This window comes from Nonomuraea sp. ATR24 (assembly GCF_041950485.1).
Taxonomy (GTDB): Bacteria; Actinomycetota; Actinomycetes; order Streptosporangiales; family Streptosporangiaceae; genus Nonomuraea; species Nonomuraea ceibae.
On sequence record NZ_JBGNUU010000033.1, the window covers coordinates 15,081 to 41,514 of the forward strand.

The following is a 26,434-nucleotide window of genomic DNA, read 5'->3' on the forward strand; positions in this document are numbered from 1 at the left end:
TCACCCTGTCCGCTCACCGGCGCGCGTTCTTCGTTCCCTGCGACGAAATGTACGGGCGGCGTCGTGCTAGGGGCCGAAGATCCGCATCTGCAGCATGACGGTGAGCCGGGCGTCGGGGTCGGTCAGGTCGAGGCCGCTGATCTCGACGAGCCGCTTGAGCCGGTAGCGGAAGGTGTTGGTGTGCACGTGGACCCGGGCGGAGGCGGCGTTGACGTCGCCGAAGGCGTCGAGATAGGCGCGCAGGGTGGCGACGAGCTCGCTGCCGTGCTCGCGGTCGTGGGCGAGCAGCCGCTGGTAGGGGCCGGTGGGGGTCTGTTCCTCGGCGTTGACCACGTCGGCGACCTGGAGCAGCAGCGACTCGAAGTGGACGTCGGCGTAGCCGGCGGCCTCGCCGGAGGCGCCGCGCGAGCGCAGCACGCGCAGCGCCCGGTCGGCGTCGGCGCGGGACCTGGCCACCTGGGCGAGCGTGCCGGCCAGACGGCCGACGCCGACGTTGGCGGGGTGGCGGGGGCCGACCCTGGCCAGGAAGCTGCGCGCGATGCGGACGGCGCGGGCCTCCTCCTCGCCGCCGGGGTTGAGCGGCAGGACGGCGTAGGCGACGGAGCCGACGAGCGCGGCGGCGGCCTTGGGGTGGATGGTGGCCACGTGCAGGGCGAGCGCGTCGCAGAAGCGCTGCCGGTCGCTCTCGCCGCGTGCCGGGTCGCCCTCGGGCTCGCCGGTGAGCTGGGCGGCCAGCACGCACAGTCGCTGGGTGGCGACGCCGAGCCGGCCCGCGGCCTCGGCGGCGTCGGCGCCGCCGGCGAGCACGGTGGACAGCAGGTCGGCGCGCAGGCGGCGCTGGGTGTCGGCGCCGGCCCGCTCGCGCAGCAGCCGCAGCGCGACGATCTTGGCGGCGTCGGCGAGCGCCCGCTGGCGCTGCTCGGTCAGCGGCTCGTGCACGGCCGCCCAGATCGAGCCGAGGATCTCGTCCCCGGACCGGACGGCGACGGCGGCCCGGTTGATGCTGTCGCCGGGCAGCTCCATGTAGATGGGGTCGCGGCTCTGGTAGAGCTGCTTGATCAGGCCGCGCTCGTCGAGCATGCGCTGGTAGCGCTCGGGCACCTGGCGGCCGAGCACGGTCTCGACGCGGCCGGGGTCGGCCTCGTCCTGGCGGCCGGAGTAGGCCAGCACCCGCGAGGAGCGGTCCTCGATCGTGACGGGCGCGTCGAGGAGCGCGCACACGGCGTTGGCCAGCGAGAACAGGTCGCCCTGCGCCTCCTCCCCCGCCTCGGCCAGGTCGCCCTCGGCCAGCAGCGAGCGCAGCAGCGCGGCGACCTGCGCCCAGGAGGCGGCCCGGGTGAGCCCGAGGACGGCGACCCCGGTCTCGGCGACCGCCGCCCGGACGCCGTCGTCCACGTCGACGGGCAGCTTGACCACCACGCCGGCCGCGGCCGGCACGGACTCCAGCAGCGCGCGGATGCCGGCCGCGCCGTGGATGCCGACGGCCAGCACGATCCCGCCCGGCGGCACGTGCGGCTCGTCGAGCGGGTCGTGGATGTGCACGCCGGTGACCTCGGCGTCGAGGTCGCCGGGCGCGGCGGCGACGTCGAGCACGGTGCTGCCGAGGTCGTCCAGGATCCGCCGCAGGCTGGCACGTGGGCGGGTGGTCATCCACACACCATAGGCGGCGTTCGTCATCGCCTGCGCAACCGGTCCACCGCGTGGCGGGCGGCGCGGCCGATGGCGGCGTCGGCCTCCGGGTCGCGGCCGCCGAGACGGGTGGTGCGCAGGAAGACGGCGACGGCGTAGCGGCCCCCGTCGGGGTACTCCACGACGCCCGCCTCGTTGCGGATGCCCCACAGGGTGCCCGTCTTGCCGGAGACGCGCACCTCGTCGCCGAACCCGGCGGCCAGGCGGTGCGGCCAGATCTGGTTGCCCATGATCGTGCGCACCTCGGCGCACGCCTCGGGCGGACCGGCCTCGTCCCGCCAGATGGCCGCCAGCAGCGCGGTCGTCTCGCGGGGCGTGCTGGACGTGGTGCGCTCCGGGTCGCGCACCGCCAGCGGCTCGATCCGCTCGCGCGGCATGCCGTCGGTGTCGATCGTGCCCAGCTCGGCCACCACCTGGGCGAACAGCTCGGCGCAGCCGCCGATCAGCCGGGTCCGGCGCAGGCCGAGACCGGCGAGCGTGGCGTGCACGCGGTCCAGGCCGACCCGGCGCAGCAGCACGTCGGTGGCGGCGTTGTCGCTCATCGTCAGCATGAAGTGGGCCAGGTCGCGCAGCGTGAGCGAGACGTCGTCGGCGCAGCCGGAGGTGCCGATGCCGCCGTCCTTGTCGGCGGCGGTGACGGTCAGCCGCTCGGTGCGCGACAGCTCGCCCGCCGCGGCCTGGCGGGCGTACTCCAGCGCCACCGCGATCTTGAACACGGAGGCGAGGACCACCGGCTCGTCCGGGTCGAGGCCGAACTCGGCGTCGCCGTCGATGTCGCGGGCGTGCACGAAACCGCGCGCGCCCGCGAGCATCTCCCGCACCGCTCAGCTCACCTTGGGGGTCGCCCTGGCCCCCAGGTGCACGTACGGGGATCCGTCGGGGAGTTCGTAGAACACCGCGGACATCCAGTCGGGGTCGCCGTCGCGGCGGCCGACGAACGTGGTCGCGTCGACGGGGACCAGGCCGAGCTCGACCGGCTCCTGCAGCTCGGCGAGCGGGCCGGTGGCCTCGATGCGCAGCTGGAGGCCACCGGCCCGCTCGCTGATCGTCATCCGGGCGCCGGCGCGCTCGTAGACGCCCGCGTAGCGGGACGCGTCGACCTCGACCGGCGTCGCGGGCGGGCCGAGCGTCGGCGGCACGGTGATGCCGTCGAGCTCGGCGAACAGCTCGGTGGCGACGGCGTGGGTGAACGCGCCGCTGTGGCCGCCGTTCGCCACGACCGCGACGACCGTGCCGGTGCTGGGCACCACCCACAGCATCGCGTGCTGGCCGATGGTGTTGCCGCCGTGCGAGATGACGCGGTGGCCGTCCCACTCGTCCAGGATCCAGCCGATGCCCCACTGCTTGCCGAGCGTGTGCGGGTTGGGGATGTCGATCTGCGGCTCCCACATGGCCTGCGGGTCGTCCAGCAGGCCGCCCTCCAGGTGGGCGCGGCCGAAGGCGACGACGTCGGCGGGGCGGGCGCAGATGAGCCCGGCCGGTCCGGCGGAGCGCATCAGCCCCCACACCGGGGCGACCTTGCCGCCCTCGACGTGGCCGATGGCCGCCCGGTGGCGCAGCACGTCCTCGGGGAGCGTGCAGGTGTGGGTGAGGCCGAGCGGCTCGATGATCCGCTCGCGCAGCACGGCGTCCCACACCTTGCCGTCGAGCTTCTCCAGGATGCGCCCGGCGACGGTGAACCCGGAGTTGCAGTAGGACTGGGTGACGCCGAGCGGGTGGTTCTGCACCAGGTCGGCGCAGGCCTCGACATAGCGTTCCACGCAGTCGTCGCCCCGGCCGGTGTCGAGGAACAGGTCGCCGTCGATGCCGCTGGTGTGCGACAGCAGGTGGCGGATCGTGACCGTCTTGGTCACCTCGGCGTCGGCGACGCGGAACTCGGGCAGCACCTCGGCGACGGGCGTGTCGAGGGTGAAGGTGCCCGCCTCGACGTGCTGCATGAGCATCGTCGCGGTCCACACCTTGGTGACCGAGCCGATCTGGAAGAGCGAGTCGGGGGTCGCCTCCACGCCGGTGTCCGCGTTGAGCACGCCGGCGGCGAACTCGTGGACCTGGCCGTCGTGCAGGTAGGCGAGGGCCGCGCCGGGCACCTCGTACTGGGTGATCAGCTCGGTGAACCGGTGACCCATTGCTCCAGCCACGCGATGATCCTCTCGTTGTAGTCCAGGCGGTGTGAGGGGCGTCCGTTGAGAATGAACAGGTGGGAGGCGTTCGGGTAGCGCACCATGCGTACGGGGACGTTCCGCTCGCGCAGCGCGCCGAACCACTGCTCGGCCTGGCTCACCGGGCATCGGTCGTCGGCGTCTCCGTGGAGGATCAGGGTGGGGGCCGTCACGTCGCTCACGTGGGTGAACGGGGACTGGGCGACGACATCACCTCCACATTCAAAGGTTTTCAGGAAATATCCCATATCGGAGGTTCCTGCCATGCTGACCAGATCGGTCACGGCTCCGCCGGGGATGGCGGCCCTGAACCTGCCGGTGCGCGCCGACAGCCAGCACGTCATGTAGCCGCCGTAGCTGTAGCCGGTGACGGCCTGCCGCTCCGGGTCGGCGATCCCGTCGGCGATCAGGTCGTCGAGCGGGCCGAGGAAGTCCTGCTCGTCGGCCAGCCCCCAGGCCCCGGCCGCCGCCGTGTAGAACGCCTCGCCGTACCCGTCGCTGGCGCGCGGGTTCATGGTGAGGACCGTCCAGCCGTTCGCGGCGAGCACCTGGTGGTAGAGGTGCGCGCCGTCGAAGACGGGCGCCCACGCGTTGTGCGGCCCGCCGTGCACGTCGAGCAGCACCGGGCCCGGCCCGTCCCGCGTCTCGTCCCGCAGCACGAAGCCCTCGACCGGCGTCCCGTCGGCCGCGGTGAACGTGCGCCGCACCGGCTCGAACAGCTCCACCCCGTCCAGGGCGTACGCGGTGAGCGGCCTGCCGGGCAGCGCCTGGCACGGCTCGTCCGTGGGGAGGCCGGCCAGGTACACGTCCCCGGCGCTGCGCGGCGTCGACGCCACGTACGCCATCACGCCCCCGGCGACGCTCGCGCCCGACACCACCGCGTCGCCGCCGGCGACCTTCACGGCGGCTCCCCCGCCCGCCGGCAGCGCGTACAGGTGGGTGCAGCCCGCGTCGCGGGCCGCGAACAGCAGGCGGTCGCCCGCGAGCTGCGGCGCCGCGCCCGGGTAGCCGGGGGCGCCCACCATGACGTTGCGGTCGAGCCCGGTCTCCAGCTCCTCGGCCCCGCCCTCGCCGACCGTGTACAGCCGCGTGTGGGCGACCGGCCCGCGCATCCCCGCCACGACCAGCCGCTCGCCGAGCCACCACACGCCCACGGCGATCATCTCGGGCCCGGTGAGCCGCTTGGGTTCGCCGCCGGCCGCCTCGACCGTGTAGACGGAGCTCGACAGGTCGAGGTCGCCGTCGGGCTCCATCCCGGCGGTGAACGCGAGCCGCTCCCCGTCCGGCGACCACGCCGGCTGGCCCGCGTGGAAGCCGCCCTCCGTCAGCCGCACCGGCTCGCCGCCGGCCTGCCCCGCTGCCACGACGAACACGTGCGTGGTGACCCCGCGCAGCAGCCCGGCGCCGTCGGCCTTGTAGTCCAGCCGGTCGGCCACCACCGGGGCGTGCGGGTCGGCCTCGCCGTGCGGGCCGGCGTACGCGATCCTCGTGCCGTCGGGCGACCACACCGGCGCGCCCGCGCCCAGCGGCGCGGACGTCAGCGCGACCGGCTCGCCGCCGTCCATCGGCAGCAGGCAGATCTGCGGCGGCCCGCCGTCGGCGCGCAGGTACGCCAGCGTGCGCCCGTCCGGCGACCAGCGCGGGCACGAGCCCTCGGCCAGCCGCCGGGGCTCCGCGCCGGGCGCGGCGAGCCAGATCTCGGCACGGTTCTCGTCCGGCTCGCGCCGGGAGGTGGTCAGGGTGTACGCGACCGCGGAGCCGTCGGGCCGCGTCTGGGGATCGGACGGTACGGCGATGCGGAACAGGTCGTCCAGCGTGAGGCGGGGCATGAGGCGAACGCTAGGCCAGCGCCGCCCCGCGTTCTTCGGTCTGCACGACGAAGGCGAGCTCCGACCTTGTACGGCCGGCCAAAGGGAATATCCCGTTGCCCGGGAACGCTCACTCCCTCACTATGGTCACCATGATCCGGCACGCCCTCCTGACGACGCCCCGCACCGCGGGCGCGTCCGGGCTTGCCTGCGACGGCCTGGAGCGCTGACCTCTTCCCGTATGTCCCGAGTGTGACCCGGCGGGGGGAGGTAGCGGCCCGTACGGGTCACCACGGATTCCAGGCGTCAAGAAGGAAGGATCATGGCGAAGCAGGCTTACGCCCGCACCAAGCCGCACCTCAACATCGGCACGATGGGCCACGTCGACCACGGCAAGACCACGCTGACGGCGGCGATCACCAAGGTGCTCGCCGAGCGGGGCCAGGCGACGTACACGCCGTTCGAGCGGATCGACCGGACCCCGGAGGAGCACTCCCGGGGCATCACGATCAACATCTCGCACGTCGAGTACGAGACCGCGACCCGGCACTACGCGCACGTGGACATGCCCGGGCACGCCGACTACGTGAAGAACATGATCACGGGGGCGGCGCAGCTCGACGGCGCCATCCTCGTCGTGTCCGCGCGTGACGGCATCATGCCGCAGACCAGGGAGCACGTGCTGCTCGCCCGGCGCGTCGGCGTCGAGCACCTGGTCGTCGCGGTCAACAAGGCCGACGGCGCCGACCCGGAGCTCACCGACCTCGTCGAGCTGGAGCTGCAGGACCTGCTCGGCGAGCACGGCTACCGCGGTACCCCGATGGTGCGGGTGTCCGGGCTGCGCGCGCTGGAGGGCGACCCGTACTGGACGGCGTCCGTCGAGGCGCTGCTCCAGGCCGTCGACGACCACGTGCCCGTCCCGGTGCGTTACGTGGACGCGCCGTTCCTCATGCCGGTGGAGAACGTCCTGACCATCACCGGCCGGGGCACGGTCGTCACCGGCGCCATCGAGCGCGGCGCCGTGCGCGTCGGCGACACCGTCGAGGCCGTCGGGCTCGGCGGCGAGCTGACGGCCGTGGTGACCGGCGTCGAGACGTTCGGGCGGACGATGGAGCGGGGCGAGGCGGGCGACAACGCCGCCGTGCTGCTGCGCGGCGTCCGGCGCGAGCAGGTGCGGCGCGGCATGGTGCTGGCGGCCCCCGGCCACCAGCGGGCGCACCGCACGTTCACCGCCCGCGTCCACCTGCTCACGGCGGACGAGGGCGGGCGGCGCACGGCCGTCGCGCCGGGCTACCGGCCGCAGTTCTACCTGCGCACGACCGACGTGCCGGGCGAGCTGCTGCTGCCCGGGCCCGTCCGGCCGGGCGACACGGTGGACGTCAGGGTCGAGCTCGGCAAGCCGGTCGCGCTCGACCCGGGGCTCGGCTTCGCCATCCGCGAGGGCGGCCTCACGGTCGGCGCCGGCACCGTCCTCACGGTGGACGACTGACCCTCCCGCCGCCACCACGGGACGCCCCCAGCGAGGACCGCCCGGCACCGGGCCGGGCGGTCGTTGCCGGGGGCCGGTCGGGTCAGATCGGGGCGAAAGTGAAGGTGAAGGTGGTGGGGGCGGGCCTGAGTTCGTAGCGGGGCAGGGTGCCGGGGCCGCAGGCGGCGGTGCCGATGCCGTGCTGGGCCGCGTCCAGGTGGACGTGCACCCGGTCACCCGGCACGAGGTCGGGCAGGTGGGTGGCGCGGTCCAGGTCGGCGGTGCTCCAGCGGCGGGCGGTCAGCCCGAACACGGGGTCGCCCGTCACCCGCAGGCCCGCCGCCGGCCCGGTGAGCTCGGCCCAGCGCACGTCCGCGCGCTGCCCGTTCTCCTGCGGGTAGACGTACGGGGTCTGGAGCTCGTCGACGGTGGCGCTCCAGCGGCCGACCCGGGTGGCCATCCCGGTGTCCGGGTACGCCTCGCCGGCCCCCCGGCCGAACCAGGTGACGCGGTCGAAGGCCGCCGGCAGGGTCAGGGCCACGCCGAGCCTGGGCAGCGGCTCGGTCCAGTCGCCGTCGGGCTCGACGTCCACGGTGAGGCCGAGGACGTCGCCGCCGGCGCTCCACCGGTAGGTGACGCGCAGGCCGACGTCGGTGGCGGCGGGCGCGACGCGGGTGCGCACGACCAGGCCGTCGCCGGTCTCGACGGCGTCGACCCGGTGGGTGAGCCGGTGCAGCCCGAGCCGCCGCCAGCGCCCTTCGGTGTCGCTGTAGCGGTCGTTGTCGATCGGCGCCCGCCACAGCTCCAGTCGCGGCCCCTCGACGTCGATCCCGAACAGGCGGGTGAGCCGCCCGCCGACCGGGTCGAACACGCCGCCGCCGAGCACGAGCTCACCGCCCGGCGCGGCGGTCACGGACCCCGGGGCGGAGATCGCGGCCGGCGCGGGCCGGGCTCCGCCGTCGTGGTAGGGGGCTCCGCCCGTGCCCAGGCGGACCTGGCCGAACGCCACCTCGTGGCCCGCCGGCGCCCACGCCTCGTCGCGGGCCAGCACGGCGCGCACGGTCAGCCACCGCTCACCGTCACCCTCGGGCAGGTCGGGCAGCTTCACCTCGCCCCCGCCCGCGGGCACCTCCAGGGCGAACGCGGCGACCTCCTCCCCGTCGATCTCCAGCAGGGCGGAGAAGGCCAGCCCGGTCAGGTCGCGGAACCCGTACAGGCAGGTGATCGACACGGCCCCGGCCGAGAAGGCGAACCGGACGGGCTCGTACACCTTCTTGAGGTCCAGCAGCCCGGGTGACGGCGTCCGGTCGGGGAACAGCAGGCCGTCGATGACGAAGTTGCCGTCGTGGACCGGCTCGCCGTAGTCGCCGCCGTAGGCGTGGCCGAGAACCGGGTGGGTGAGCCCATGGTCGATCCACTCCCAGACGAACCCGCCGGCCAGCCTCGGGTAGCGTTCGAACAGCTCCTGGTATTCGGCCAGGCCGCCGGGCCCGTTGCCCATCGCGTGCGCGTACTCGCACTGCAGGAACGGCATCGCGCGCCGCCGGGCGTCGAGCGCTGGGTCGTCCAGCGGCTCCTCCACGCCCCGCCCGATGGCCTCGACCTCGGCGTGGGAGGCGTACATGCGGGAGTAGACGTCCACGTCCGGGCAGGACAGGTCGCCCTCGTAGTGGATGGGCCTGGACGGGTCGCGCTCGCGGGTCCAGGCGGCCATGACGGCGAGGTTGCGGCCGGTGCCCGCCTCGTTGCCGAGCGACCACATGACGACACTGGGGTGGTTCTTGTCGCGTTCCACCGTGCGGCGCATGCGGTCGAGCAGGGCTTCTTCCCAGCGCGGGTCGTCGATGGGGTTGGCGCGCCAGCCGACCTGGCCGAAGCCGTGGGTCTCCAGGTCGCACTCGTCGATCACCCACAGCCCGAGCTCGTCGCACAGGTCGAGGAAGTCGGGGTGGGGCGGGTAGTGGCTGGTGCGGACGGCGTTGACGTTGTGCCGCTTCATCAGCAGCACGTCCTCGCGCATGGTCTCGTACGGGACGGCGCGGCCGTGGTCGGGGTGGAACTCGTGCCGGTTGACGCCCTTGAACAGCAGCGGCCGCCCGTTGGCCAGCAGCACGCCGTCGACGATGGAGATCGTCCGGAAGCCGATGCGCAGCCGCACGGTCTCGTCGTCGAGCCGCACCTCGGCGTCGTACAGGCGGGGCGTCTCGGCGGTCCACGGCTCGACGTCGAGCGTGACGGGGGTGCCGGAGGCCAGGCCGGTGACGCCGAGCTCGGCGACGGTGAGCAGGCCGGGCCCGTCGAAGCTGAGCGTGCCGCGCCCGTCGTCGTAGGAGGCGTGCACGAACACGTCGGCGGCCGAGCGGGTGAGCGTCACGTCGCGGAAGATGCCGGGCAGCCACCACATGTCCTGGTCCTCCAGGTAGCTGGCGGCCGACCACTGGTGGACCCGGACGGCGAGCACGTTGCGCCCGGGCCGCAGCCAGGGCCCGGCGTCGAACTCGGCGGGCAGGCGGCTGCCGGTGGTGAAGCCGAGCTCGTGCCCGTTGAGCCACACCTTGGCGTACGACTCGACGCCGTCGAACCGCAGCCGCCCGCCGGTCCAGCCCTCGGGCAGGTCGAAGACGCGGCGGTAGTCGCCGGTGGGGTTCTCCGACGGCACGTGCGGCGGATCGATCGGGAACGGATAGGACACGTTGGTGTAGGCGGGCGCGCCGTGGCCGTGCAGCGGCCAGTGCGACGGCACGGGCAGCTCGTCCCAGCCGGAGTCGTCGTAGCCGGGGGCGGCGAAGTCGTCGGCGACGCGGGCGTGCGGCGAGAGCCGGAAGCGCCAGGGGCCGTTGAGGTCGAGGGAGGGTGCGTCGGAGCGGAGAGCCGCCCTGGGAGCCAGGCGGCCGGAACCGGGGGTGAATGTCTCGATGTCCATCGCCGCCGAGCCTAGAGGCTGGCGGTGCTTTCGTCAGCGGCGAGGTAGCCGGCCAGCATGCTCTCCGCGACGGCGCCCACGCTGGCGTCGTCCGGCAGGAACCCGGGCGTGTGCAGGCCGGTCTCGGTGTCGACGCCGACGAACATCATCAGCGACGGCACCAGCGCCCCGTACTGGGCGAAGTCGTCCGCGCCGCACGAGCGCAGCTCGGCGGTGACCGTACGGCCCCGCGCGCGCAGCAGCTCGCCGGTCCGCACGGCCAGGGAGGCGTCGTTGACCAGGACGGGCTCGCCGGGCAGGACCGTCACCTCGGCTTCGCAGCCGTGCGCCCTGGCCACGTCGGCGGCCATCTGGGCGAAGCGCTCGTGCAGGGTCTCGCGCCAGGGCTGCGACAGCGACCGGAGCGTGCCCCGGGCGACGGCCTCGCCGGGGATGGCGTTGGGCGCGGTGCCGGCGTGCACGGTGCCGAAGGTGACCACGGTCGGCGTCATCGGGTCGGCGGCCCGGCTGACGAGCTGCTGGGCGGCCACGATGACCTGCGCCATCGCCACGACGGGGTCGCGGGCCAGGTGCGGGTAGGCGGCGTGCCCCTCCTTGCCCCTGACCGTCACCCGGAACTCGTCGGAGGAGGCGTTGACCGCGCCGGGCGTGCAGGCGATGACGCCGTCGTCCAGCACCGGCTGCACGTGCGCGCCGATCATGGCGGTGATCCGGTGGCGGCCGAGCGCCCCGGAGCGGACGATGTCGGCGGCCCCGGACGGGTAGCTCTCCTCGCGCGGCTGGAGCACGACGACGAGCGGCGTGACGCCGCCGTCACGGGGGCCGAGCACGTCCGTCACCCGGTCGACGGCGCGGGCGAGCGCGACCACGGCGGCCAGGTGCACGTCGTGGCCGCAGGCGTGCATGGCGCCGTTGACCGACGCCCACGGCACGCCGGTCCGCTCGACGATCGGCAGCCCGTCCAGCTCGCCGCGCACGCCGACGGCCGGTCCGGCGCCGCCCACGCGCAGCAGCGCGCCGGTGCCCGCGACGTGCTCCACCTGGCCGCCGGGCAGCGCGTCGAGCACCCGTTTGAGCGTCGGGCCCTCCTTGCCGGACAGCCGGGGCTCGGCGTGCAGCTCGCGCCGCAGCTCCACGGCCGTGTGCAGCTCGCGCCGGAGCACCTCGCGCAGCAGGACGTCGCGGCGGCTGGTCACGGCGCCCCCAGGCCGTAGACGCGGCGGGCGTTGTCCGCGCCCACCATCGCCGCCACCCGCGCCGCCTGCGCCGCCGACCACTCCCCCTCGGCGACGAAGCCGCCCAGCACCCGGGCCATCGCCCGGCGCCACAGCTCGGCGCCGAGGAAGTGCAGCTCGGCCGGCCCCCACGCGTCGGAGGAGAACAGCAGCTTGGCGAACGGCGCCACCTCCAGGCTCTCGGCCACCAGCGCGGCGCAGGTGGCGCCGCTGTAGTGCAGGCCCAGGCCGACGTCGAAGTAGACGTTCGGGTACGCGTGCGCGAGGTAGCCGGCCTGGCGGTGGTACGGGTAGCAGTGCAGGAGCAGCAGCGGCACCCCGGACGGCTCGGCCCGCTCGATCAGCCCGCGCAGCAGCAGCGGGTCGGAACGCCGCAGGTCCAGATCGGGGTCGCCGAGCCCGGTGTGGATCTGCAACGGCAGGCCGCGCTCGATCCCGGCCCAGACGGCGTGGCGCAGCAGCACCGGGTCGTCCAGCCGGGCGCCGCCCCCGGCCAGCCAGCGGCCGGCCGCCTCGGTCACCTCGGCGGCCGCCGGCGGCTCGGGGTCGGCGTCGAGGCCGTGCCGGTAGGCCAGGACGGTCTTGACCGCCCGGGCGGTGCGGGTGCGCTCGGCCAGCGTCTCGGCGAAGCGCCCTGCGTAACCGGCGGCGTCGACGCCGGTGGCCGCGACCTGTTCGGCGACGGCCTCCAGCCGGACCACCTCGTCCACCGGGGCGCCGGTGGCCTCGGCCATGCCGGACGGGCCGAGGATCTCGCCGGGCCGGTAGCCGGTCTCCACCAGGTAGTGGCCGACGCCGGAGGCGCCGAGCAGGCGGCGGTTGACCTCGTCCGCGCCGAGCCGGGCGCGCCTGGCCAGGTACGCCTCGGGCGCGGTGTGCGGATCCAGCCCGAGCAGCGGCGCGCAGTGGCGCAGGATCGCGTGACCGAGCTGGGAGTCGAACTGCGTCATCCAGGAGGGCACGGGCCGGTCGGACTCGGTGATGAGCTCCTCGAACGCGGTGCGCGACAGGTCGTGCCCGGTGGCGCCGTGCACGTGGTGGTCGACCAGCGGCAGGTCGCGCAGCGCGGTGATCAGGTCGGTCACTGGGAGGGTCCTACCCGGTTGTCGGACTTCGGCATCCTCCCCCCGTTCCCGCGAGATCGCCTCCCGAACGCCCCGCCCGGGAAGGGGCGGGGCGTTCGGGGGCGATCAGGCCGCGGCCTCGGCGGTCAGAGCCGCGGCCTTGGCGGTCAGGCGGCGGCCTTGGCGGTCAGGGCGACGCCTGCCTGCCGGGTGACGCCGTTGACCGTCACGGCGACCGTGACGTTCCCGGGCCGCAGCGCGGTGAGCGTGCCCGCCTCGGGGTCGAGGACGGCCACGTGCCACGGCTTGGCCGTCTGCCGGGGCCCGACGTGCAGGTTCGGCGAGCCCGACCAGCGCGCCGACACCGGGTAGGCGGCCGGGACCGCGCGCTCGTCCTGCTTGACCGTCGCCGACACCGGGGCCGGCGCGCCGACCGCGACGGTGGCCGGAGCGCTCAGCGTGAGCTCGTCGACGTGCGGCCTGACCTGGGCGCCGATCCACGTGGGCGCGTCGGCGAACCAGTTGCGCCTGACGTGCTCGGCCTCCTTGCCCGTCACCGGGTCGACGCCCCACAGGGACCAGCCGGTGAAGCCGCCGTCGCCGGGCGCGGTGGCCGGGTTCTTGCCGGAGTTGCCGTTGATGAAGTACGGCACCGCGTCCACGCGGGAGGCGTGGAAGGTCCCGACGTGCGCGCCGATGAACGCGGCGCCCTTGCCGGTGTCACGCTGGAAGCCGGCCAGCCAGCCTTCGACCAGCGCGGCCTCCTTGCGGTCGCCGAGCTGGCTGCCCTTGCCGGGCGTCGGGTCGCGCGGCGGCACGTGGAACAGCACCGCCACCGAGCCGACCGAGGAGTCGCGGGCGGCCTCGTCGAGCTCCGAGCGCAGCAGCGCGACCTGCTCGAAGCCGCCGCCGCGCAGGTTGAGGCGGGAGGTGTCGAGCGTGATGAACCGGGTGCCCTTGTGGTCGAAGGTCCGGTACGTGTCGCCGAAGACGGCCCGGAAGTTGTCGATCTTGCCGCCCATCACCTCATGGTTGCCCGGGATGTAGTGATATTTCAGCTCACCGCCGAGTTCCTCATCGAGGATGCGCTTGGCCAGCGCGAAGTCCTCCGGCGACGCCTCGTCCACCAGGTCACCGTTGATCACCAGGAAGTCGGGCTTGGCCGCCTTGATCTCGCGCAGCGTGCGCCGGGCGTTGCGGACGATGTCGCTGTCCGGATCACGCGCGACGAACTGGGCGTCCGACATGACCGCGAACCGCCACGGCATGTCGCCGACCTCCGGCCGCACCACCGGATCGGCCACGGCCGGGACCTCGGGCGCCTCGACCGACGGCGGCACCTTCGCCACCAGCCCGTCGATCAGGATCTCGTTGGTGTACGAGGCCGCGGCCTTGGTCTCGGCCACGTAGAAGCGCCGCAGCTTGAGCGGGTAGTTGACGCCCGGCGGCACCGCGAACTCGACGAACCTCCAGCCCGTCCACGTCAGGTACGGGCCGCGCAGGATCTGCGACTGCCCGGCCGCGTCGTAGAACTCCAGGCTGGGCCACTCGCCCTTGCCGGTGGAGTGGATCCACAGGCCGAACGCCTGCGGCTGGCCGTTCACCACGATCTGCTCGGGCGGGCTGGCGTACGCGGCGCGTGTGGCGGTGGACTGGGTGAAGTCGTAGGCGAGCTTGAGCCCGCCGCCGCTCTGGCCGGGCGCGGCCGACAGCGAGCCGGTGGCGCGCGCGGTGGCGAACTTCCACGAGGCGGCGTTCTCGAAGTCGGCCACCGACTGGTCCTCGAAGCCGACCGTCACCGGCACCGCGGTGCTGATCTTGCCGACCTTGGCGGTGATGAGCCCCGACCCGGTGGGCCGCTTGGCCTTGACCGTGAAGTAGCCCTGCTCGGCCGCGGTGACCTCGAACAGGCCGCGGTCGTAGTCGAGCGTGAGGTCGGCCGGCTCGATGGGCGCGCTGTTGCCGTTGCGGTCGTAGCCGACGACGCCGAACGCGGCGGTGCCGTCCTGGCCGGGCAGGCCGACCCGGTCGGCGGTGGCGCCGAGCCGCCGCAGCGGCTGCAGCACGGTCAGCTCCAGGGTGCCCTTGGCCTTGCCGCGCGAGGCGGTGACCTTCGCCTGGCCGGGCACCAGGGCGTGGAACCTGCCGTCGCGTACGACGCCGTGCACGGCCGGGGTGGAGCGCCACAGCGGCGTGCCGGACGCGGGCCCGTACGTCTCGTCGTAGCCGGCGGCGGTCAGCCGCCGGGTGAGCCCGGGGAAGACGCGGTCGGGGCGGCCACCGGCGACGGGGGCCGCGCCGGGCGCCCTGGCCGGGTCGGTGGCGGTCTCCAGCCAGAAGCCCTTGAGCTTGCCGCTGCCCTCGGGCGCGTAGAGGGCCAGGCCGTTGGGCACGTGGCGCTCGCCGCCGTCGGAGGGGCTGTTCTCCACCTGGACGTCGGCCTGGCCGGGCTCGCGGGCGAGCAGCGTGGAGGAGCCGCCGCCGTCGAGGTTGAGCGCGTCGGCGGCGCCGAGGTCGGCCATCATGGCGGCCAGCTCGTCCAGCGTGACGCCGCGGCTGTCGGCCTGGCGGCCGTCCACCGTGAGCAGGTACATCTTCCTGCCGTCGGCGGAGAAGCCGACCGCGGTGCGCGGGTGGGCCGACTGGTCGGACGAGTGCTGCACGGCGCCGTCCTTGACCAGGACGTAGTTGCCGCCGACCGCCGACTCGACGGCGCCGCCGTCGGAGGCCTTCGGCTGGTAGCGCACGTCGACCCGGTCGCCCGGCTTGAGCGCGGCCAGGGCGCTCGCGCCGGCGTCGCGGCCGAGCAGGATCGTGGTGCCGGCCGTGACGGGGCCGCTGCCGGCCTCCTGCCGCACCGCCGCGACCACGCCGTCCTTGAGCTCGACCTCGGTGACCGAGGCGGCGCCCTCGACGGCGCGGGCCCGGGTGTAGGAGCCCCACAGCGGGGTGAACAGGCCGACGCCGTTGTTCTGGACGATCTGGTTGAACTGGGTGAGCGTGACCGGCGCGCCGCCCTCGGGGGTGGCGGTGCCCTCGAAGTACATCTTGAGCACCCGGCCGACGCCGTCGGCGCTGACGGCGACCGCGTTCTCGTGGCCGGCGCGCGGCGACTGGACGAGCTCGCCGTTCTGGACGCCGATGCCCTGGGCGGCGCCGGAGTTGTTGATGTCGAAGAAGTCGCCGTTGACGGCGGCGACGGCGCGCGAGCGCTTGGCCGGTCCGGACAGCGGCTCGGTCTTGGACACCTCGCCGGAGTACACGTACCCGGCCTTCGCGCCGCCGCCGAGGTCGGCGGTGAGCGCGTCGGCGCGCAGCCAGCCGAGCGCGTCGTAGGTGTCGAAGGAGGTCAGGGTGATGCCGGGCGCGACGGGCCGGGTCTTCTTGTCCGTCTCCAGCCTGCCGCCCGGGGCGTCCGAGGTGGCGATCAGCGTGGAGGGCGGCGGATAGGACGACGCGGTGAGCGCGTCCTCTGCAGGGGGTGTGGGCTCGGCGTGAGCGGGGGACGCCGCGGTTAACACCAGAGCCGCGGCGGCCAGATAACGGAGGGTCTGCACGACCGAACTCAATCGCCCATGGATATAACTTTCAAGACTTGGGGGTGAACTAAAAGAAAATTTCAGATCTTGCCGGCGACGACCCGCTCATCGGGCGCCCCGTCACCGGCTCCGGCCTCCTGCGGGGCGGACCTGATGCCCGCGTAGAGCACCAGCGGCACCGCCGTGGCCACCGCCATCGACAGCACGGCCGTGCCCGAGTCGTTGACCAGCATGCCGACGACCCCGCTGACCAGGGCGCCGATGAGCCCCGCCCGCAGCATCGGGGTGCGCGCGAACGCCCTCGGCACGATGCCCGCGCTGATCTTCTCCGGCCGCAGGATCGCGAAGACCAGGAACGCCAGCCCGGCGATGACGATCGGCATGAGGTTGGGCGAGAGCATGGTGTTGAGCATGGCGCCGAGCTTGCGCATGATCATCGGCCAGAACGTGCCGTCGATCACCTGTCCGACGAACCTGCCCAGGTGCGTCTGCGCGGCCGGGGGCCGCAGGTGGTCGAGCACCGCGATGATCGACACGGCCACGCCGCCCAGCACGCAGAACGCGCCGAGCTTCACCACCGACACCTTCCGGCCCGCCACGAGCAGCGCGGTCACCGCGATGCCCGGCACGAACGCGATTACGCCGCCGAAGTCGCTGCCCACGCCCGGCCAGCCCGCCAGCAGCATCGCGACCACGCCGAGCCCGGCCACCACCCACACCGCGGCCCGCCTGTGCCCGCGCCGCACCAGCCGGTCGGCGGCCATCGCCGTGGTCATCAGCACACCCGTCGCCAGCAGCGCGAACGGGATGTTGGCCAGCCCGTAGTAGCGCCCGCCGACCACGGCGGTGTAGCCCATGAGGCTGTTGAACTGCAGGTAGGTGCCGGTCAGCAGGTCGGCGACGAGCACCAGGCCGGTGAACGTCGCCACCACCGCCGGCGGCCCCAGCGGGTCGCGCCGCCACGGCCCGCCCACCGCCAGCCCCACGATCGCCAGGTCGATCGCCACGACCGCGCAGACCAGCGGGACGATCGGGTACGTGCCCTGCACCCAGGGCACCAGGTTGACCAGGTACGTCGAGACGGGGACCGCCGCCAGGCCGAGCGCCACCGGGCCGATCGCCCCCGGCCGCCTGCGCCGCGACAGCACGAAGTAGGCGATCGCATAGAAGAACACCGTGATCGTGGCGAAGACGGTGAAGAACACGCCGGTCGCGCTCCGTACGGTGGTGGCCTTGAGGTCGGCCTCCCGCAGCCGCTCCACGCCCGCGTCCCGCCCGGCGACGTCGCCGGGGGTCCAGGCGATGCCGATGACCGTGGGCGGCACCGGGATGCCGGCGGCGGTCAGCACCGTCGTCGTGATGTCGGTGAGGATCACGATGTCCTCGCGCCGGGTGGAGCTGGTGCCGAGGATCGCCCCGCGCGCCTGGTCGTGCTTCCACATGGCCACGCGCAGGTGCGGCACCGAGCCGTGGTCGCCGTTGCCGGCCAGCACCACCTGGGTCCCGGCGGGCAGCTTGGCCAGCGCCGCGCCGACCTCCGCGTCCGCCGCCCGCACCGCCGCGCGCCGCGCCTCCGGCGTGATCGCCTCCGGCTCCCTCGACAGCTTGCCGTCGGCGCCGAGATAGGGCCTGATCAGCTCGTCCACGTCCACGGCGACGACCTTGCAGCGCGACCAGTCGGCCAGCGAGGCCGGGTCGGGCGCGTACACGTCGACGCGGCCCTCACGGTCGCCCAGCGCCAGCGCCGCGCCCCGGCCGACCGCCGTCGTGCACTCCCCCGCCGCCTGCACGGCCGCGCCGAGCGTGCCCACGTAGCCGCCGTCACGCTTGGCCAGGATGCCGGCGAACCCCGGCACCACCGCGCCCTCACCCCGCCGCTCCGGCTCCGGCGGCAGGCCGCAGCGCTGCCCGAACGCCGACCGCACGCCCGCCGAGACGGTCAGCCAGCCGTCGTACGGGCACGCCACGGTGCCCAGGGTCTTGACCGACACCGAGCCGAGATCGCTCTGCCCGGCCAGCCGCCACAGGTTCGGGGCCGACTCGGGGGTGACGTCGTCCCAGTGCAGGCCCGGCACCCCGATGAAGGCCACCCGGCCGGGAGCGGCGTCGTCGGTCGCCGCCACGGCGGGCGCCGCCCACCACAACGTCGAAGCGACCAGCAGGAAAAGCGCCCACCTCACCGTTGGCCCCCATGCGGAGAAGGAAGGGAGTGCGGCGGGGCCGCCCCGCGCCACTCATGTCATGGAACGCAGGCAACCTAGCACGGGAGCAGCCGCGGAGGTGATCCTTTTCACGCCCCGGGACTGGGTGCGGCACAGGCTCCCGGGGCGCGGCTCACAGGAAGGCGGCCACGACGATCCCGGCGACGATCAGGGCCGCCGCGGTGAGCACGGCGGCCCGGGCGATCGTCACGGCGAGGCGTCCGGGGTGAGGCCCGCCCGCTCCTCCAGGCGCTCCAGCCGCCGGATCACGGGCTGCAACTGGTCCCGCATCACGGCGGCCAGCATCTGCGCCGGGTCCTGCGTTCCGCTGGCGGGCGCACCCGCCACGGGGGCGCCTGCCGCAGGCCCGCCTGCCGTGGGGGCCTGCTGGGCCTGGGCGCGCAGGTGGACGTAGCCCGCCAGCGCGGCGACCACCGCCCGGCGGGTCAGCCTCGGCTCCGCGCCCAGGCCGCGCAGCACCTGCCCGGCCGTCCCGTCGGGCTCGTTCACCAGGCCGAGCAGGAGGTGCTCGCAGCCGATGTAGTTGTGCCCGAGCGACGCGGCCTCGTTCACGGCGAACTCCAGCGCGTTGGCCGCCGCCCCACTGAACCGCCCCCCACCCTGCTCCCCAGAGGAAGCCACCCCGGAGGCAGCGCCTTCGGAGGCAGCGCCTTCGGAGGCAGCGCCTTCGGAGGCAGCGCCTTCCGGGGCGGCGCCTTCGGGAGACGGCGCATCGGCCGGCCGGGGGGCCGCACCCCCGGCAGCTGGCTCCCCGGAGGCTCGGGGACCGGCCCCCTCGGTGTCCGATCCGCCGGAGGCGAGCGCGCCGGCGCCCTCGGGGTCCGTCCCGTCGGGCCGTCGGCCGGCGCCCTCCGGGGTCGGAACCCTGGGGTGGCGGGAGGCGCCTTCCGTGGTTGGGGCGGCCGGGAGGTGGGGGCGGGCGTGGGCGGGGTCGATGTCCATGGCGCGCAGGACGTGCAGGGCGAGGTTGGTGCCCTCGTCGAGCATGGCGGCGAGCAGGTGCTCGGTGCCCACGGCGGGGGCGCGGCCGGCGGCGGCGAGGTCGGCGGCGAGTTTGAGGACCGTGCGGGTGCGGGCGGTGAGGTGGCTGAGCGCCCCGGACGGCCGGTCCGGGTCGAGGTCCGCGGGGACGCTGGCGCGGATCGCCGCCACCCGGCGCACCGCCTGCTCCAGCGCCCGCTGGCAGATGGCCGACACGGGCACCCCCGCCTCCTTGACGGCCTCCGCGAGCTCGTCGGGCAGATAAACGTTGATCTTCGGCACGCGACCTCCTCCTTCGACTATGCCCCCACTATAACCCCACGCGGGTTATATGCTCCCCGAGCTCGAGAAGACTGGCTTTGCCGCGGCCGGGAGCGCAGACTGAAAGGACGGCGATCCCGCGAAACAGTGGAGCACCCGTGGACAACCACCTTGATCACATGCCGGTTCTGTCCCGAGGCAGGCATCGCAACCCCAAGCGGGGCGCCTGCTTCATGGAGCTGGCCTCCTACCTGGCCGGAGAGCGGTGGAGCGACCATCCCGCCTGCACCCATCCGCTGCTGGCGGCCCTCGCCCGGCTGGTCAACGACAACATCGGCGACGCGCAACGCGGCCGGCTCGTGGAGCTCGTCCCGTCGATCATCGGCCTGACCTCCGACGACCTGCGGGTGGACGCCCACATCGCGCTGCGCTGCGCCACGACGGCGCTGCCCGTAGCGGCGGCCGAGCGGCAGCTCGCGCTGGCGGTGTCGGTGCTGGCGGCCGAGGAGATGCTGGCCAGGCTCGACGGCCGGCCGCCGGGGCGGCTGAGCGAACGGAGCCGGGCGGCGATGGAGCAGGTGCCGCAGGCCGCCGCGCAGGCGCGCAGGTTCAGCCGGGCGGCGCGGATCACCGAGAAGGGCTTCCGCCGCTACGCCGCGCCCAACGCGGTCCAGCTCGCCGTGGTGGGCATCGTCCAGGCGTGCGTCCCGGACCCGGACCCGCTGCTGCGTGACCTGCTGGCGGGGGCGATCGCCGACTGCGCCGCCCTCATCCAGGAAAAGGAAGCCCGGCAGGCCGTCACGAACCCTCTCCCGGTCCCCCTGTCCTGAGCGGACCGGGCCGTACCCTTGACCCTCTGGATGGGGGTGGGGATGGACGACGAGGACGTGCGGGTGGCCGTCTACGCCGGGTTCGCCCGTACGGGGCGGGCCCCCGGAGTCGAGGAGCTGGCCGCGACCACCGGCGCCGGGCCCGGCGAGGTGCGGCGGGCGTTGCGGCGGCTGCACGGGGCCCGGGCACTGGTACTGGGCGACAACGGCGACAGCGACGAGGGCGAAGGCCAGGGCCAGGGCGGCGCGATCGTCATGGCGCACCCGTTCTCGTCGGTGCCGCTGGGGTTCTCGGTCATGGGCCGGGAGACGCTGTGGTGGGGCGGCTGCGCGTGGGACGCGTTCGCCGTGCCGCACCTGCTCAAGGACGAGCCCGAGGTGCTGGTCGCCACCCGGTGCCCCGGATGCGGGACGCCGCACGCCTGGTCGGTGGGGCGCGCCGCGCCTCCCCCGGGTGAGCAGGTGGCGCACTTCCTGGTCCCGGTGGCCCGCATGTGGGACGACGTCGTGCGGACGTGCTCGAACCAGCGGCTGTTCTGCTCGGCGGGCTGCGTGGACGGATGGCTGGCGCGTACGGGGCTGCCGCGCGGTTACGTGATGGACGTGCCGGCGCTGTGGCGGCTGGCCCGGGGCTGGTACGACGGCCGCCTGGAGCGCGGCTACACCCGCCGGGAGCCGTCCGAGGCCGCCGCGCACTTCGCCGCCGCCGGGCTGGACGGCCCGTTCTGGGGCCTCTGAGACCCCTGCCCCGACGTGCGCCCTTTCTCGTCAACACGTTCGGGAAGCGGTTCCGACCAAGGGTGGAACCGCAGGTCAGGCAAGCCTCCCCTTCGTTGCGGATCATGCCGACATATGTCTAAATGTCGGACGAGTTGGTCTTATGGGAGGGAATGTCATGACTATTGAGCTGGAGCGGACGTACTCGCCCGAGAAGCACCACAGCCACCGTGACGTGACCGGCGGCTGGCTGCGGCCGGCGGTGTTCGGCGCCATGGACGGCCTGGTGTCCAACTTCGCGTTGATCGCCGGAGTGGTGGGCGCCGCCGGGGCCGGGCGGGGGGCCGTGCTGGCGGGGTTCGCCGGGCTGGTGGCCGGGGCGTGCTCGATGGCGGCGGGCGAGTACACGTCGGTGAAGTCGCAGACCGAGCTGATGCGCGCCGAGATCGCCGTGGAGCGCCAGGAGCTGGCCAGGAACCCGGAGGGCGAGCGGGCCGAGCTGGCCGCGCTCTACCGTTCGCGGGGCCTGGACGCCGAGCTGGCCGACCGGGTGGCGGCGGGCCTGTCGGCCGACCCGGAGCAGGCGCTGCGCGTGCACGTACGGGAGGAGCTGGGCGTGGACCCGGACGACCTGCCGTCGCCGCGCCTGGCCGCCGCCGCGTCGTTCGGCGCGTTCGCGCTGGGCGCGCTGGTGCCGCTGGCGCCGTTCCTGTTCGGGGCGTCGGGGCTGACGCTGGCCGTGGTGCTGAGCGTGCTGGGGCTGTTCGGGTTCGGGGCGGTGGTGGCGGTGATGACGGCCCGCCCGTGGTGGCTGGGCGGCCTGCGCCAGCTCGCGCTCGGCGTGGGCGCGGCCACGGTCACGTTCGGGCTGGGCCACCTGCTGGGCGTGACCATCGCCTGACCGGCCCACGCCCGAGCCGGTACGCGCCCCGCCCCCGTTCCCGGTACGCGCCCCGCCCCCGTTCCCGGTACGCGCCCCGTACCGGGAAGGGGGTCAGGGGCGGGCGGCGGTGGCGAGGTTGACGCCGAGGGCGACGAGCGCGGCGCCCGTGAGGCCGTCGAGCGTGCGGCGGACGGCGGGCCGGGCGAACGCGCGGCGCAGCGCGCTGACGACGTTGGCCACGGTGAGGAACCACAGCACGGTCCCGGCGAGCGCGATCAGCGACAGCAGCAGCGTGTCGGCGAGCGAGGCCCCCGCGGAGAGGAACTGCGGCACCAGCGCGACGAAGAACAACGCCGCCTTGGGGTTGAGCACGTTGGTGAGCAGCCCTTCGGCGAAGGCCGCCCACGGCCCCCTGCCGCCCGTGGCGGGCGTGTCGAGGGCGAGCCCGCCGCCGCCCTTGACCGCCGCGCGCAGCGCCTTGGCGCCCAGGTAGAGCAGGTAGGCGGCGCCGACGACCTTGACCACGGTGAACGCCACCGCCGAGGCGGCCAGCAGCGCGGCGACGCCGGTCGCGGCGGCGACGACCCACACGAACACGCCGAGGGAGATGCCCGCGGCGGCGGCCATGCCGTGGCCGCGCCCCGACAGCGCCGAGCGGCGCACCACGACCGCGAAGTCCGGGCCGGGCGACATCGCGCCGAGCATCACCACGCCGCCGAAGGCCACGATCTGCGTCAGAGAGGTCATGGCCCCCAGCGTAGAGGCGATCACCGCTTGCGGCGGCCCCGGCGTTTGAGGATCGCGCGCAGCGTCAGCAGCAGCACGACGGCGACGGCCTGGCCGCCGAGCACGATGCGGTTGACGTCGACGGCGGGCTGCCAGCGGACGTCGCCGTCCTTGACGACGAAGACGCCGGCCGGGGCTGCGGCGACGCCGTAGCCGGAGCCGCTGCCCTGCTCACCCTGCCCGCCGGTGCCCTGGCCGCCCCCGCCGCCGTGGGCGACCCGGGCGACCGGGATGATCGTCACGCCGTCGCGCTCGACGGGCTCGCCGAACACGCGCCCGACCGTCGCGGCGTCCTTGGCCTGATCCACCAGTCGCATGATGTCCATGCGGCCATGCTCTCCCCGCGACGGCCCGGGCGCCAGCGCCCTCGGGGTCAGACGCGCCGTCCGCGCAGCTCGCGGTAGCGGCGCACGAGCAGCTCGGTCGACGGGTCGGGGAACTCGGCGGGCGGCTCGGCGGAGGTGAGCGCGGGCGCCAGGTCGAGCGCCATCTTCTTGCCCAGCTCGACGCCCCACTGGTCGAAGGAGTCGACGCCCCAGATCGTGCCCTCGACGAACACGGCGTGCTCGTAGAGGGCGACGAGCTGGCCGAGCGTGGAGGGCGTCAGCTTGGGCGCCAGGATGGTGGAGGTGGGCCGGTTGCCCGGCATCACCTTGTGCGGCACGACCTCGGGCGCGGTGCCCTCGGCGGCGATCTCCTCGGCGGTCTTGCCGAACGCCAGCGCCGAGGTCTGCGCCAGCAGGTTGGCGGTGAGCAGGTCGTGCATGCCCTCGTGGTCCTCGTACGGCTCGGCGAAGCCGATGAAGTCGGCCGGGACGAGCCGGGTGCCCTGGTGCAGGAGCTGGTAGAAGGCGTGCTGGCCGTTGGTGCCGGGCTCGCCCCAGAAGATCTCGCCGGTGTCGACGGTGACGGGGGTGCCGTCGGCGCGCACCGACTTGCCGTTGGACTCCATCGTGAGCTGCTGCAGGTAGGCGGGGAAGCGGTGCAGCCGCTGGCTGTAGGGCAGCACGGCGCGCGTCTGGGCGCCGAAGAAGTCGGTGTACCACACCCCGAGGAGGCCGAGCAGCACCGGCATGTTGGCCTCGAACGGGGCGGTGCGGAAGTGGCGGTCGATGGCGTGGAAACCGGCCAGCATCTCGCGGAACCGGTCGGCCCCGATCGCGATCATGAGGGAGAGGCCGATGGCGCCGTCGTAGGAGTAGCGTCCGCCGACCCAGTCCCAGAAGCCGAACATGTTGCCGGTGTCGATGCCGAACTCGGCGACCTTGGCGGCGTTGGTGGAGACGGCGACGAAGTGGCGGGAGACGGCGTGCTCGCCGAGCGCGCCCACCAGCCAGTCGCGGGCCACCTTGGCGTTGGTGAGCGTCTCCAGGGTGGTGAAGGTCTTGGAGCTGACCACGAACAGCGTCGTGGCCGGGTCGAGGCCGCGCAGGTTGCCCGAGATGTCGGCCGGGTCGACGTTGGAGACGAACCGGGCCTCGATGCCGGCGTCGGCGTAGTCGCGCAGCGCCTCGTAGGCCATCGCCGGGCCCAGGTCGGAGCCGCCGATGCCGATGTTGACCACGGTGGTGATGGGCTGCCCGGTGGCGCCGCGCCACTCCTGGGACCGGACCCGGCCGGCGAACTCGCTCATCCGGTCGAGCACCGCGTGCACGTCGCCTGTCACGTCCTGGCCGTCCACGACCAGTTTGTCCCCGGCGGGGGCGCGCAGCGCGGTGTGCAGCACGGCGCGGTCCTCGCTGACGTTGATGTGCTCACCGGTGAACATCGCCTCGACACGCTCACGCAGCCCGGCCCGCTCGGCCAGGCGCACCAGCAGGCCGATGGTCTCCTCGGTGGCACGGTGCTTGGCGTAGTCGAGGTAGAGGTCGCCGGCGGTCACCGTCATGCGGGCGGCCCGGCCGGGATCGTCCGCGAACAGCTCGCGCAGATGCCTGCCCGCCAGCTCCTCATGATGCTTCTCCAGGGCCGCCCACTCCTGGCTCCGGGTGATGTCGCCGCTCACGTTTCCTCCTGGCACCGTCAATCCGATCTCATCCGGCCGATCACCGCCGGCCGGTCACATCGTCCCGCAACCCCGTACCCCCCGGTCCTCATTCCGCGCATGGCGGAGCGGACTCTTTGCCGGCCGGTTTGCCGGTCAGTGGGAATCGCGGCCCACGGCGTCGCCGCTCGACCCGCGCAGGAAGTCCAGGTCGGCGCCCTGGTGGGCCTGGTTCACGTGGTCGATGTAGAGGCGTTCCCAGCCGCGGGCGGGCCTGGCGTGGCCGTCGGCGACGGGCGGCCTGGAGTTCAGCTCGGCGTCGGGGATGTCGACGTCGAGCCGCCGGGCGGCCACGTCGAGCACGATCGGGTCGCCGGTGCGGACCCGGGCCAGCGGCCCGCCGGCGGCGGCCTCGGGCGAGGCGTGCAGCACGACGGTGCCGTAGGCGGTGCCGCTCATCCGGGCGTCGCTGACGCGGACCATGTCGCGCACGCCCTTGGCCAGCAGCTTGGCGGGCAGCGGCAGGTTGCCGACCTCGGGCATGCCGGGGTAGCCCTTGGGGCCGCAGCCGCGCAGCACCAGCACGGAGGTCTCGTCCACGTCCAGGTCGGGCGAGTCGAGCCGGGCGTGGACGTCCTCGACGCTGTCGAAGACGACGGCGCGGCCGCGGTGGCGCAGCAGCTCGGGCGAGGCGGCGGCGGGCTTGATGACGGCGCCCGACGGCGCCAGGTTGCCGCGCAGCACGGCGATGCCGGCGTCGGGCAGGAGCGGGTCGGCGCGCCGCCTGATGACGGTCTCGTCCCAGATGCGGGCGTCGTCCAGGCAGGCGGACAGCGGCGCGCCGGTGACGGTGGGCTCGTCGTGGAGCAGGTCGGCGACCTCCTTGAGGAGGGCGCGCAGCCCGCCCGCCCGGTAGAGGTCGTCCATGAGGTGGCGTCCGGCGGGCTGCAGGTCGGCCAGCAGCGGCACGCCCGACCCGGTGCGGTCGAAGTCGTCGAGGTCCAGCTCGACGCCGAGGCGGCCGGCGATGGCCAGCAGGTGGATGACGGCGTTGGTGGAGCCGCCGATGGCGGCGAGCGTGACGATCGCGTTGAGGAACGCGCCGCGCGTCATGACGTCGCTCGGCCGGCGTCCCTCGCGGACCAGGCCGACGGCCAGGCGGCCGGTCTCGTGGGAGCGTTCGAGCAGGCGGCTGTCGGCGGCGGGGATGCCGGCGGTGCCGGGGATCGTCATGCCGAGCGCCTCGGCCATGCAGGCCATGGTGGAGGCGGTGCCCATCGTGTTGCAGTGGCCCCGGCTGCGGATCATGGAGGATTCGGAGTCGAGGAACGCCTCGCGCGACAGCGTGCCGGCGCGCACCTCCTCGCTGAGCCGCCACACGTCGGTGCCGCAGCCGAGCGGGACGCCGCGGAAGTGGCCGGTGAGCATCGGCCCGCCGGGCATGACGACGGCCGGCAGGTCGACCGAGGAGGCGGCCATGAGGAGCGACGGGATCGTCTTGTCGCAGCCGCCGAGGAGCACGACGCCGTCGATCGGGTTGGCGCGCAGCATCTCCTCGACGGACATGGCGGCCAGGTTGCGCCAGAGCATGGCGGTGGGGCGGACGTTCGTCTCGCCGAGTGACATCACGGGCAGGTTGAGCGGGACGCCGCCGGCGGCCCAGACGCCGTCGGAGACGCTGCGGGCCACCTCGCCGAGGTGGGAGTTGCAGGGGGTCAGGTCGGAGGCGGTGTTGGCGATGGCGATGTGCGGCCGCTCGCCGTCGAAGGCCTCGCGCGGTAAGCCTCTGCGCATCCAGGCCCGGTGGATGTAGGAGTTCCTGTCGTCGCCCGAATACCACCGTGAGCTTCTCAGCGCCATGCCGGCACTGTAGCCGAGCGTCCGG

Annotated in this window: 18 protein-coding genes; 4 read left to right on the forward strand and 14 right to left on the reverse strand. The window is 74.2% G+C overall.

Annotated features, from left to right (window positions below; all coding sequences use genetic code 11):
- Positions 1 to 66: 66 nt before the first annotated feature.
- From ACBI99_RS43120 to ACBI99_RS43135, 4 genes are read right to left on the reverse strand one after another with little or no spacing between them, the layout of a single operon-like run.
- On the reverse strand, positions 67 to 1,650 hold the full coding sequence (locus ACBI99_RS43120) for a CdaR family transcriptional regulator (protein ID WP_246646769.1): 1,584 nt from the start codon (positions 1,648 to 1,650) through the stop codon (positions 67 to 69).
- Between the two features lie 23 nt (positions 1,651 to 1,673).
- Complete coding sequence (locus ACBI99_RS43125) at positions 1,674 to 2,501, reverse strand: serine hydrolase (protein ID WP_375075129.1); 828 nt, start codon at positions 2,499 to 2,501, stop codon at positions 1,674 to 1,676.
- Between the two features lie 12 nt (positions 2,502 to 2,513).
- Complete coding sequence (locus ACBI99_RS43130) at positions 2,514 to 3,827, reverse strand: serine hydrolase (RefSeq protein WP_375075101.1); 1,314 nt, start codon at positions 3,825 to 3,827, stop codon at positions 2,514 to 2,516.
- On the reverse strand, positions 3,791 to 5,677 hold the full coding sequence (locus ACBI99_RS43135; RefSeq protein ID WP_375075102.1) for a S9 family peptidase: 1,887 nt from the start codon (positions 5,675 to 5,677) through the stop codon (positions 3,791 to 3,793). Before ACBI99_RS43135 ends, ACBI99_RS43130 begins: the two co-directional genes overlap by 37 nt.
- A 301-nt stretch (positions 5,678 to 5,978) precedes the next feature.
- Here ACBI99_RS43135 and tuf point away from each other — a divergent pair, with 301 nt between their 5' ends.
- The gene (tuf, locus tag ACBI99_RS43140; RefSeq protein ID WP_357588408.1) at positions 5,979 to 7,145 is read left to right on the forward strand and encodes an elongation factor Tu; all 1,167 of its coding nucleotides are present in this window, start codon (positions 5,979 to 5,981) and stop codon (positions 7,143 to 7,145) included.
- A gap of 82 nt (positions 7,146 to 7,227) precedes the next feature.
- Here the strand turns inward: tuf and ACBI99_RS43145 are convergent, their stop codons facing one another.
- The 6 genes from ACBI99_RS43145 to ACBI99_RS43170 form a co-directional block, all read right to left on the reverse strand.
- Positions 7,228 to 10,047 carry a glycoside hydrolase family 2 TIM barrel-domain containing protein gene (locus ACBI99_RS43145; protein ID WP_375075103.1) on the reverse strand — a complete coding sequence of 940 codons (2,820 nt, stop codon included), beginning with the start codon at positions 10,045 to 10,047 and terminating at the stop codon, positions 7,228 to 7,230.
- An 11-nt stretch (positions 10,048 to 10,058) separates the two neighbouring features.
- Positions 10,059 to 11,243 (reverse strand): M20 family metallopeptidase, encoded by a 1,185-nt coding sequence (locus ACBI99_RS43150; RefSeq protein WP_308126247.1) that lies wholly within the window; start codon positions 11,241 to 11,243, stop codon positions 10,059 to 10,061.
- A complete protein-coding gene (locus ACBI99_RS43155; RefSeq protein WP_375075104.1) occupies positions 11,240 to 12,367 on the reverse strand; it encodes an amidohydrolase family protein in 1,128 nt (375 codons plus the stop codon). Before ACBI99_RS43155 ends, ACBI99_RS43150 begins: the two co-directional genes overlap by 4 nt.
- Before the next feature lie 146 nt (positions 12,368 to 12,513).
- Complete coding sequence (locus tag ACBI99_RS43160; RefSeq protein ID WP_357588416.1) at positions 12,514 to 15,903, reverse strand: phosphodiester glycosidase family protein; 3,390 nt, start codon at positions 15,901 to 15,903, stop codon at positions 12,514 to 12,516.
- A gap of 62 nt (positions 15,904 to 15,965) precedes the next feature.
- Entirely contained in the window at positions 15,966 to 18,065 is a 2,100-nt protein-coding gene (locus ACBI99_RS43165; protein WP_219518982.1) for a hypothetical protein, read from the reverse strand.
- A gap of 228 nt (positions 18,066 to 18,293) precedes the next feature.
- Positions 18,294 to 19,370, reverse strand: coding sequence for a Clp protease N-terminal domain-containing protein (locus ACBI99_RS43170; protein WP_375075105.1), 1,077 nt, complete (start codon positions 19,368 to 19,370; stop codon positions 18,294 to 18,296).
- Positions 19,371 to 19,528: 158 nt separating this feature from the next.
- Between ACBI99_RS43170 and ACBI99_RS43175 the strand changes: the two genes are divergently transcribed.
- The 3 genes from ACBI99_RS43175 (at position 19,529) to ACBI99_RS43185 (ending at position 21,797) form a co-directional block, all read left to right on the forward strand.
- Positions 19,529 to 20,179: a hypothetical protein gene (locus ACBI99_RS43175; protein WP_246646974.1), complete on the forward strand. Its 651-nt coding sequence runs from the start codon at positions 19,529 to 19,531 to the stop codon at positions 20,177 to 20,179.
- Between the two features lie 42 nt (positions 20,180 to 20,221).
- Positions 20,222 to 20,917, forward strand: coding sequence for an organomercurial lyase (gene merB, locus ACBI99_RS43180; RefSeq protein ID WP_357588422.1), 696 nt, complete (start codon positions 20,222 to 20,224; stop codon positions 20,915 to 20,917).
- A gap of 157 nt (positions 20,918 to 21,074) precedes the next feature.
- The gene (locus tag ACBI99_RS43185) at positions 21,075 to 21,797 is read left to right on the forward strand and encodes a VIT1/CCC1 transporter family protein (RefSeq protein ID WP_219518870.1); all 723 of its coding nucleotides are present in this window, start codon (positions 21,075 to 21,077) and stop codon (positions 21,795 to 21,797) included.
- 93 nt (positions 21,798 to 21,890) lie between these two features.
- On the opposite strand, the gene ACBI99_RS43190 is transcribed toward ACBI99_RS43185, so the two are convergent.
- From ACBI99_RS43190 to ACBI99_RS43205, 4 genes are all read right to left on the reverse strand, one after another.
- Positions 21,891 to 22,526, reverse strand: a complete 636-nt coding sequence (locus tag ACBI99_RS43190; RefSeq protein ID WP_219518867.1) for a LysE family translocator — start codon at positions 22,524 to 22,526, stop codon at positions 21,891 to 21,893.
- A gap of 20 nt (positions 22,527 to 22,546) precedes the next feature.
- Positions 22,547 to 22,891: a spore germination protein GerW family protein gene (locus ACBI99_RS43195; RefSeq protein ID WP_219518865.1), complete on the reverse strand. Its 345-nt coding sequence runs from the start codon at positions 22,889 to 22,891 to the stop codon at positions 22,547 to 22,549.
- A gap of 47 nt (positions 22,892 to 22,938) precedes the next feature.
- Complete coding sequence (gene pgi, locus ACBI99_RS43200) at positions 22,939 to 24,570, reverse strand: glucose-6-phosphate isomerase (RefSeq protein ID WP_375075106.1); 1,632 nt, start codon at positions 24,568 to 24,570, stop codon at positions 22,939 to 22,941.
- A 135-nt stretch (positions 24,571 to 24,705) separates the two neighbouring features.
- Positions 24,706 to 26,409 (reverse strand): IlvD/Edd family dehydratase, encoded by a 1,704-nt coding sequence (locus tag ACBI99_RS43205; RefSeq protein WP_375075107.1) that lies wholly within the window; start codon positions 26,407 to 26,409, stop codon positions 24,706 to 24,708.
- Positions 26,410 to 26,434 lie beyond the last annotated feature (25 nt).

Excerpts from the sequence above, each read along its gene's own strand:
- ACBI99_RS43120 (WP_246646769.1), bottom strand. The coding sequence starts at position 1,650 with ATGACCACCCGCCCACGTGCCAGCCTGCGGCGGATCCTGGACGACCTC.
- ACBI99_RS43125 (WP_375075129.1), bottom strand. The coding sequence starts at position 2,501 with ATGCTCGCGGGCGCGCGCGGTTTCGTGCACGCCCGCGACATCGACGGC.
- ACBI99_RS43135 (WP_375075102.1), bottom strand. The coding sequence starts at position 5,677 with ATGCCCCGCCTCACGCTGGACGACCTGTTCCGCATCGCCGTACCGTCC.
- tuf (WP_357588408.1), top strand. The coding sequence starts at position 5,979 with ATGGCGAAGCAGGCTTACGCCCGCACCAAGCCGCACCTCAACATCGGC.
- ACBI99_RS43145 (WP_375075103.1), bottom strand. The coding sequence starts at position 10,047 with ATGGACATCGAGACATTCACCCCCGGTTCCGGCCGCCTGGCTCCCAGG.
- ACBI99_RS43175 (WP_246646974.1), top strand. The coding sequence starts at position 19,529 with ATGCCGGTTCTGTCCCGAGGCAGGCATCGCAACCCCAAGCGGGGCGCC.
- merB (WP_357588422.1), top strand. The coding sequence starts at position 20,222 with ATGGACGACGAGGACGTGCGGGTGGCCGTCTACGCCGGGTTCGCCCGT.
- ACBI99_RS43185 (WP_219518870.1), top strand. The coding sequence starts at position 21,075 with ATGACTATTGAGCTGGAGCGGACGTACTCGCCCGAGAAGCACCACAGC.
- ACBI99_RS43190 (WP_219518867.1), bottom strand. The coding sequence starts at position 22,526 with ATGACCTCTCTGACGCAGATCGTGGCCTTCGGCGGCGTGGTGATGCTC.
- ACBI99_RS43195 (WP_219518865.1), bottom strand. The coding sequence starts at position 22,891 with ATGGACATCATGCGACTGGTGGATCAGGCCAAGGACGCCGCGACGGTC.
- ACBI99_RS43205 (WP_375075107.1), bottom strand. The coding sequence starts at position 26,409 with ATGGCGCTGAGAAGCTCACGGTGGTATTCGGGCGACGACAGGAACTCC.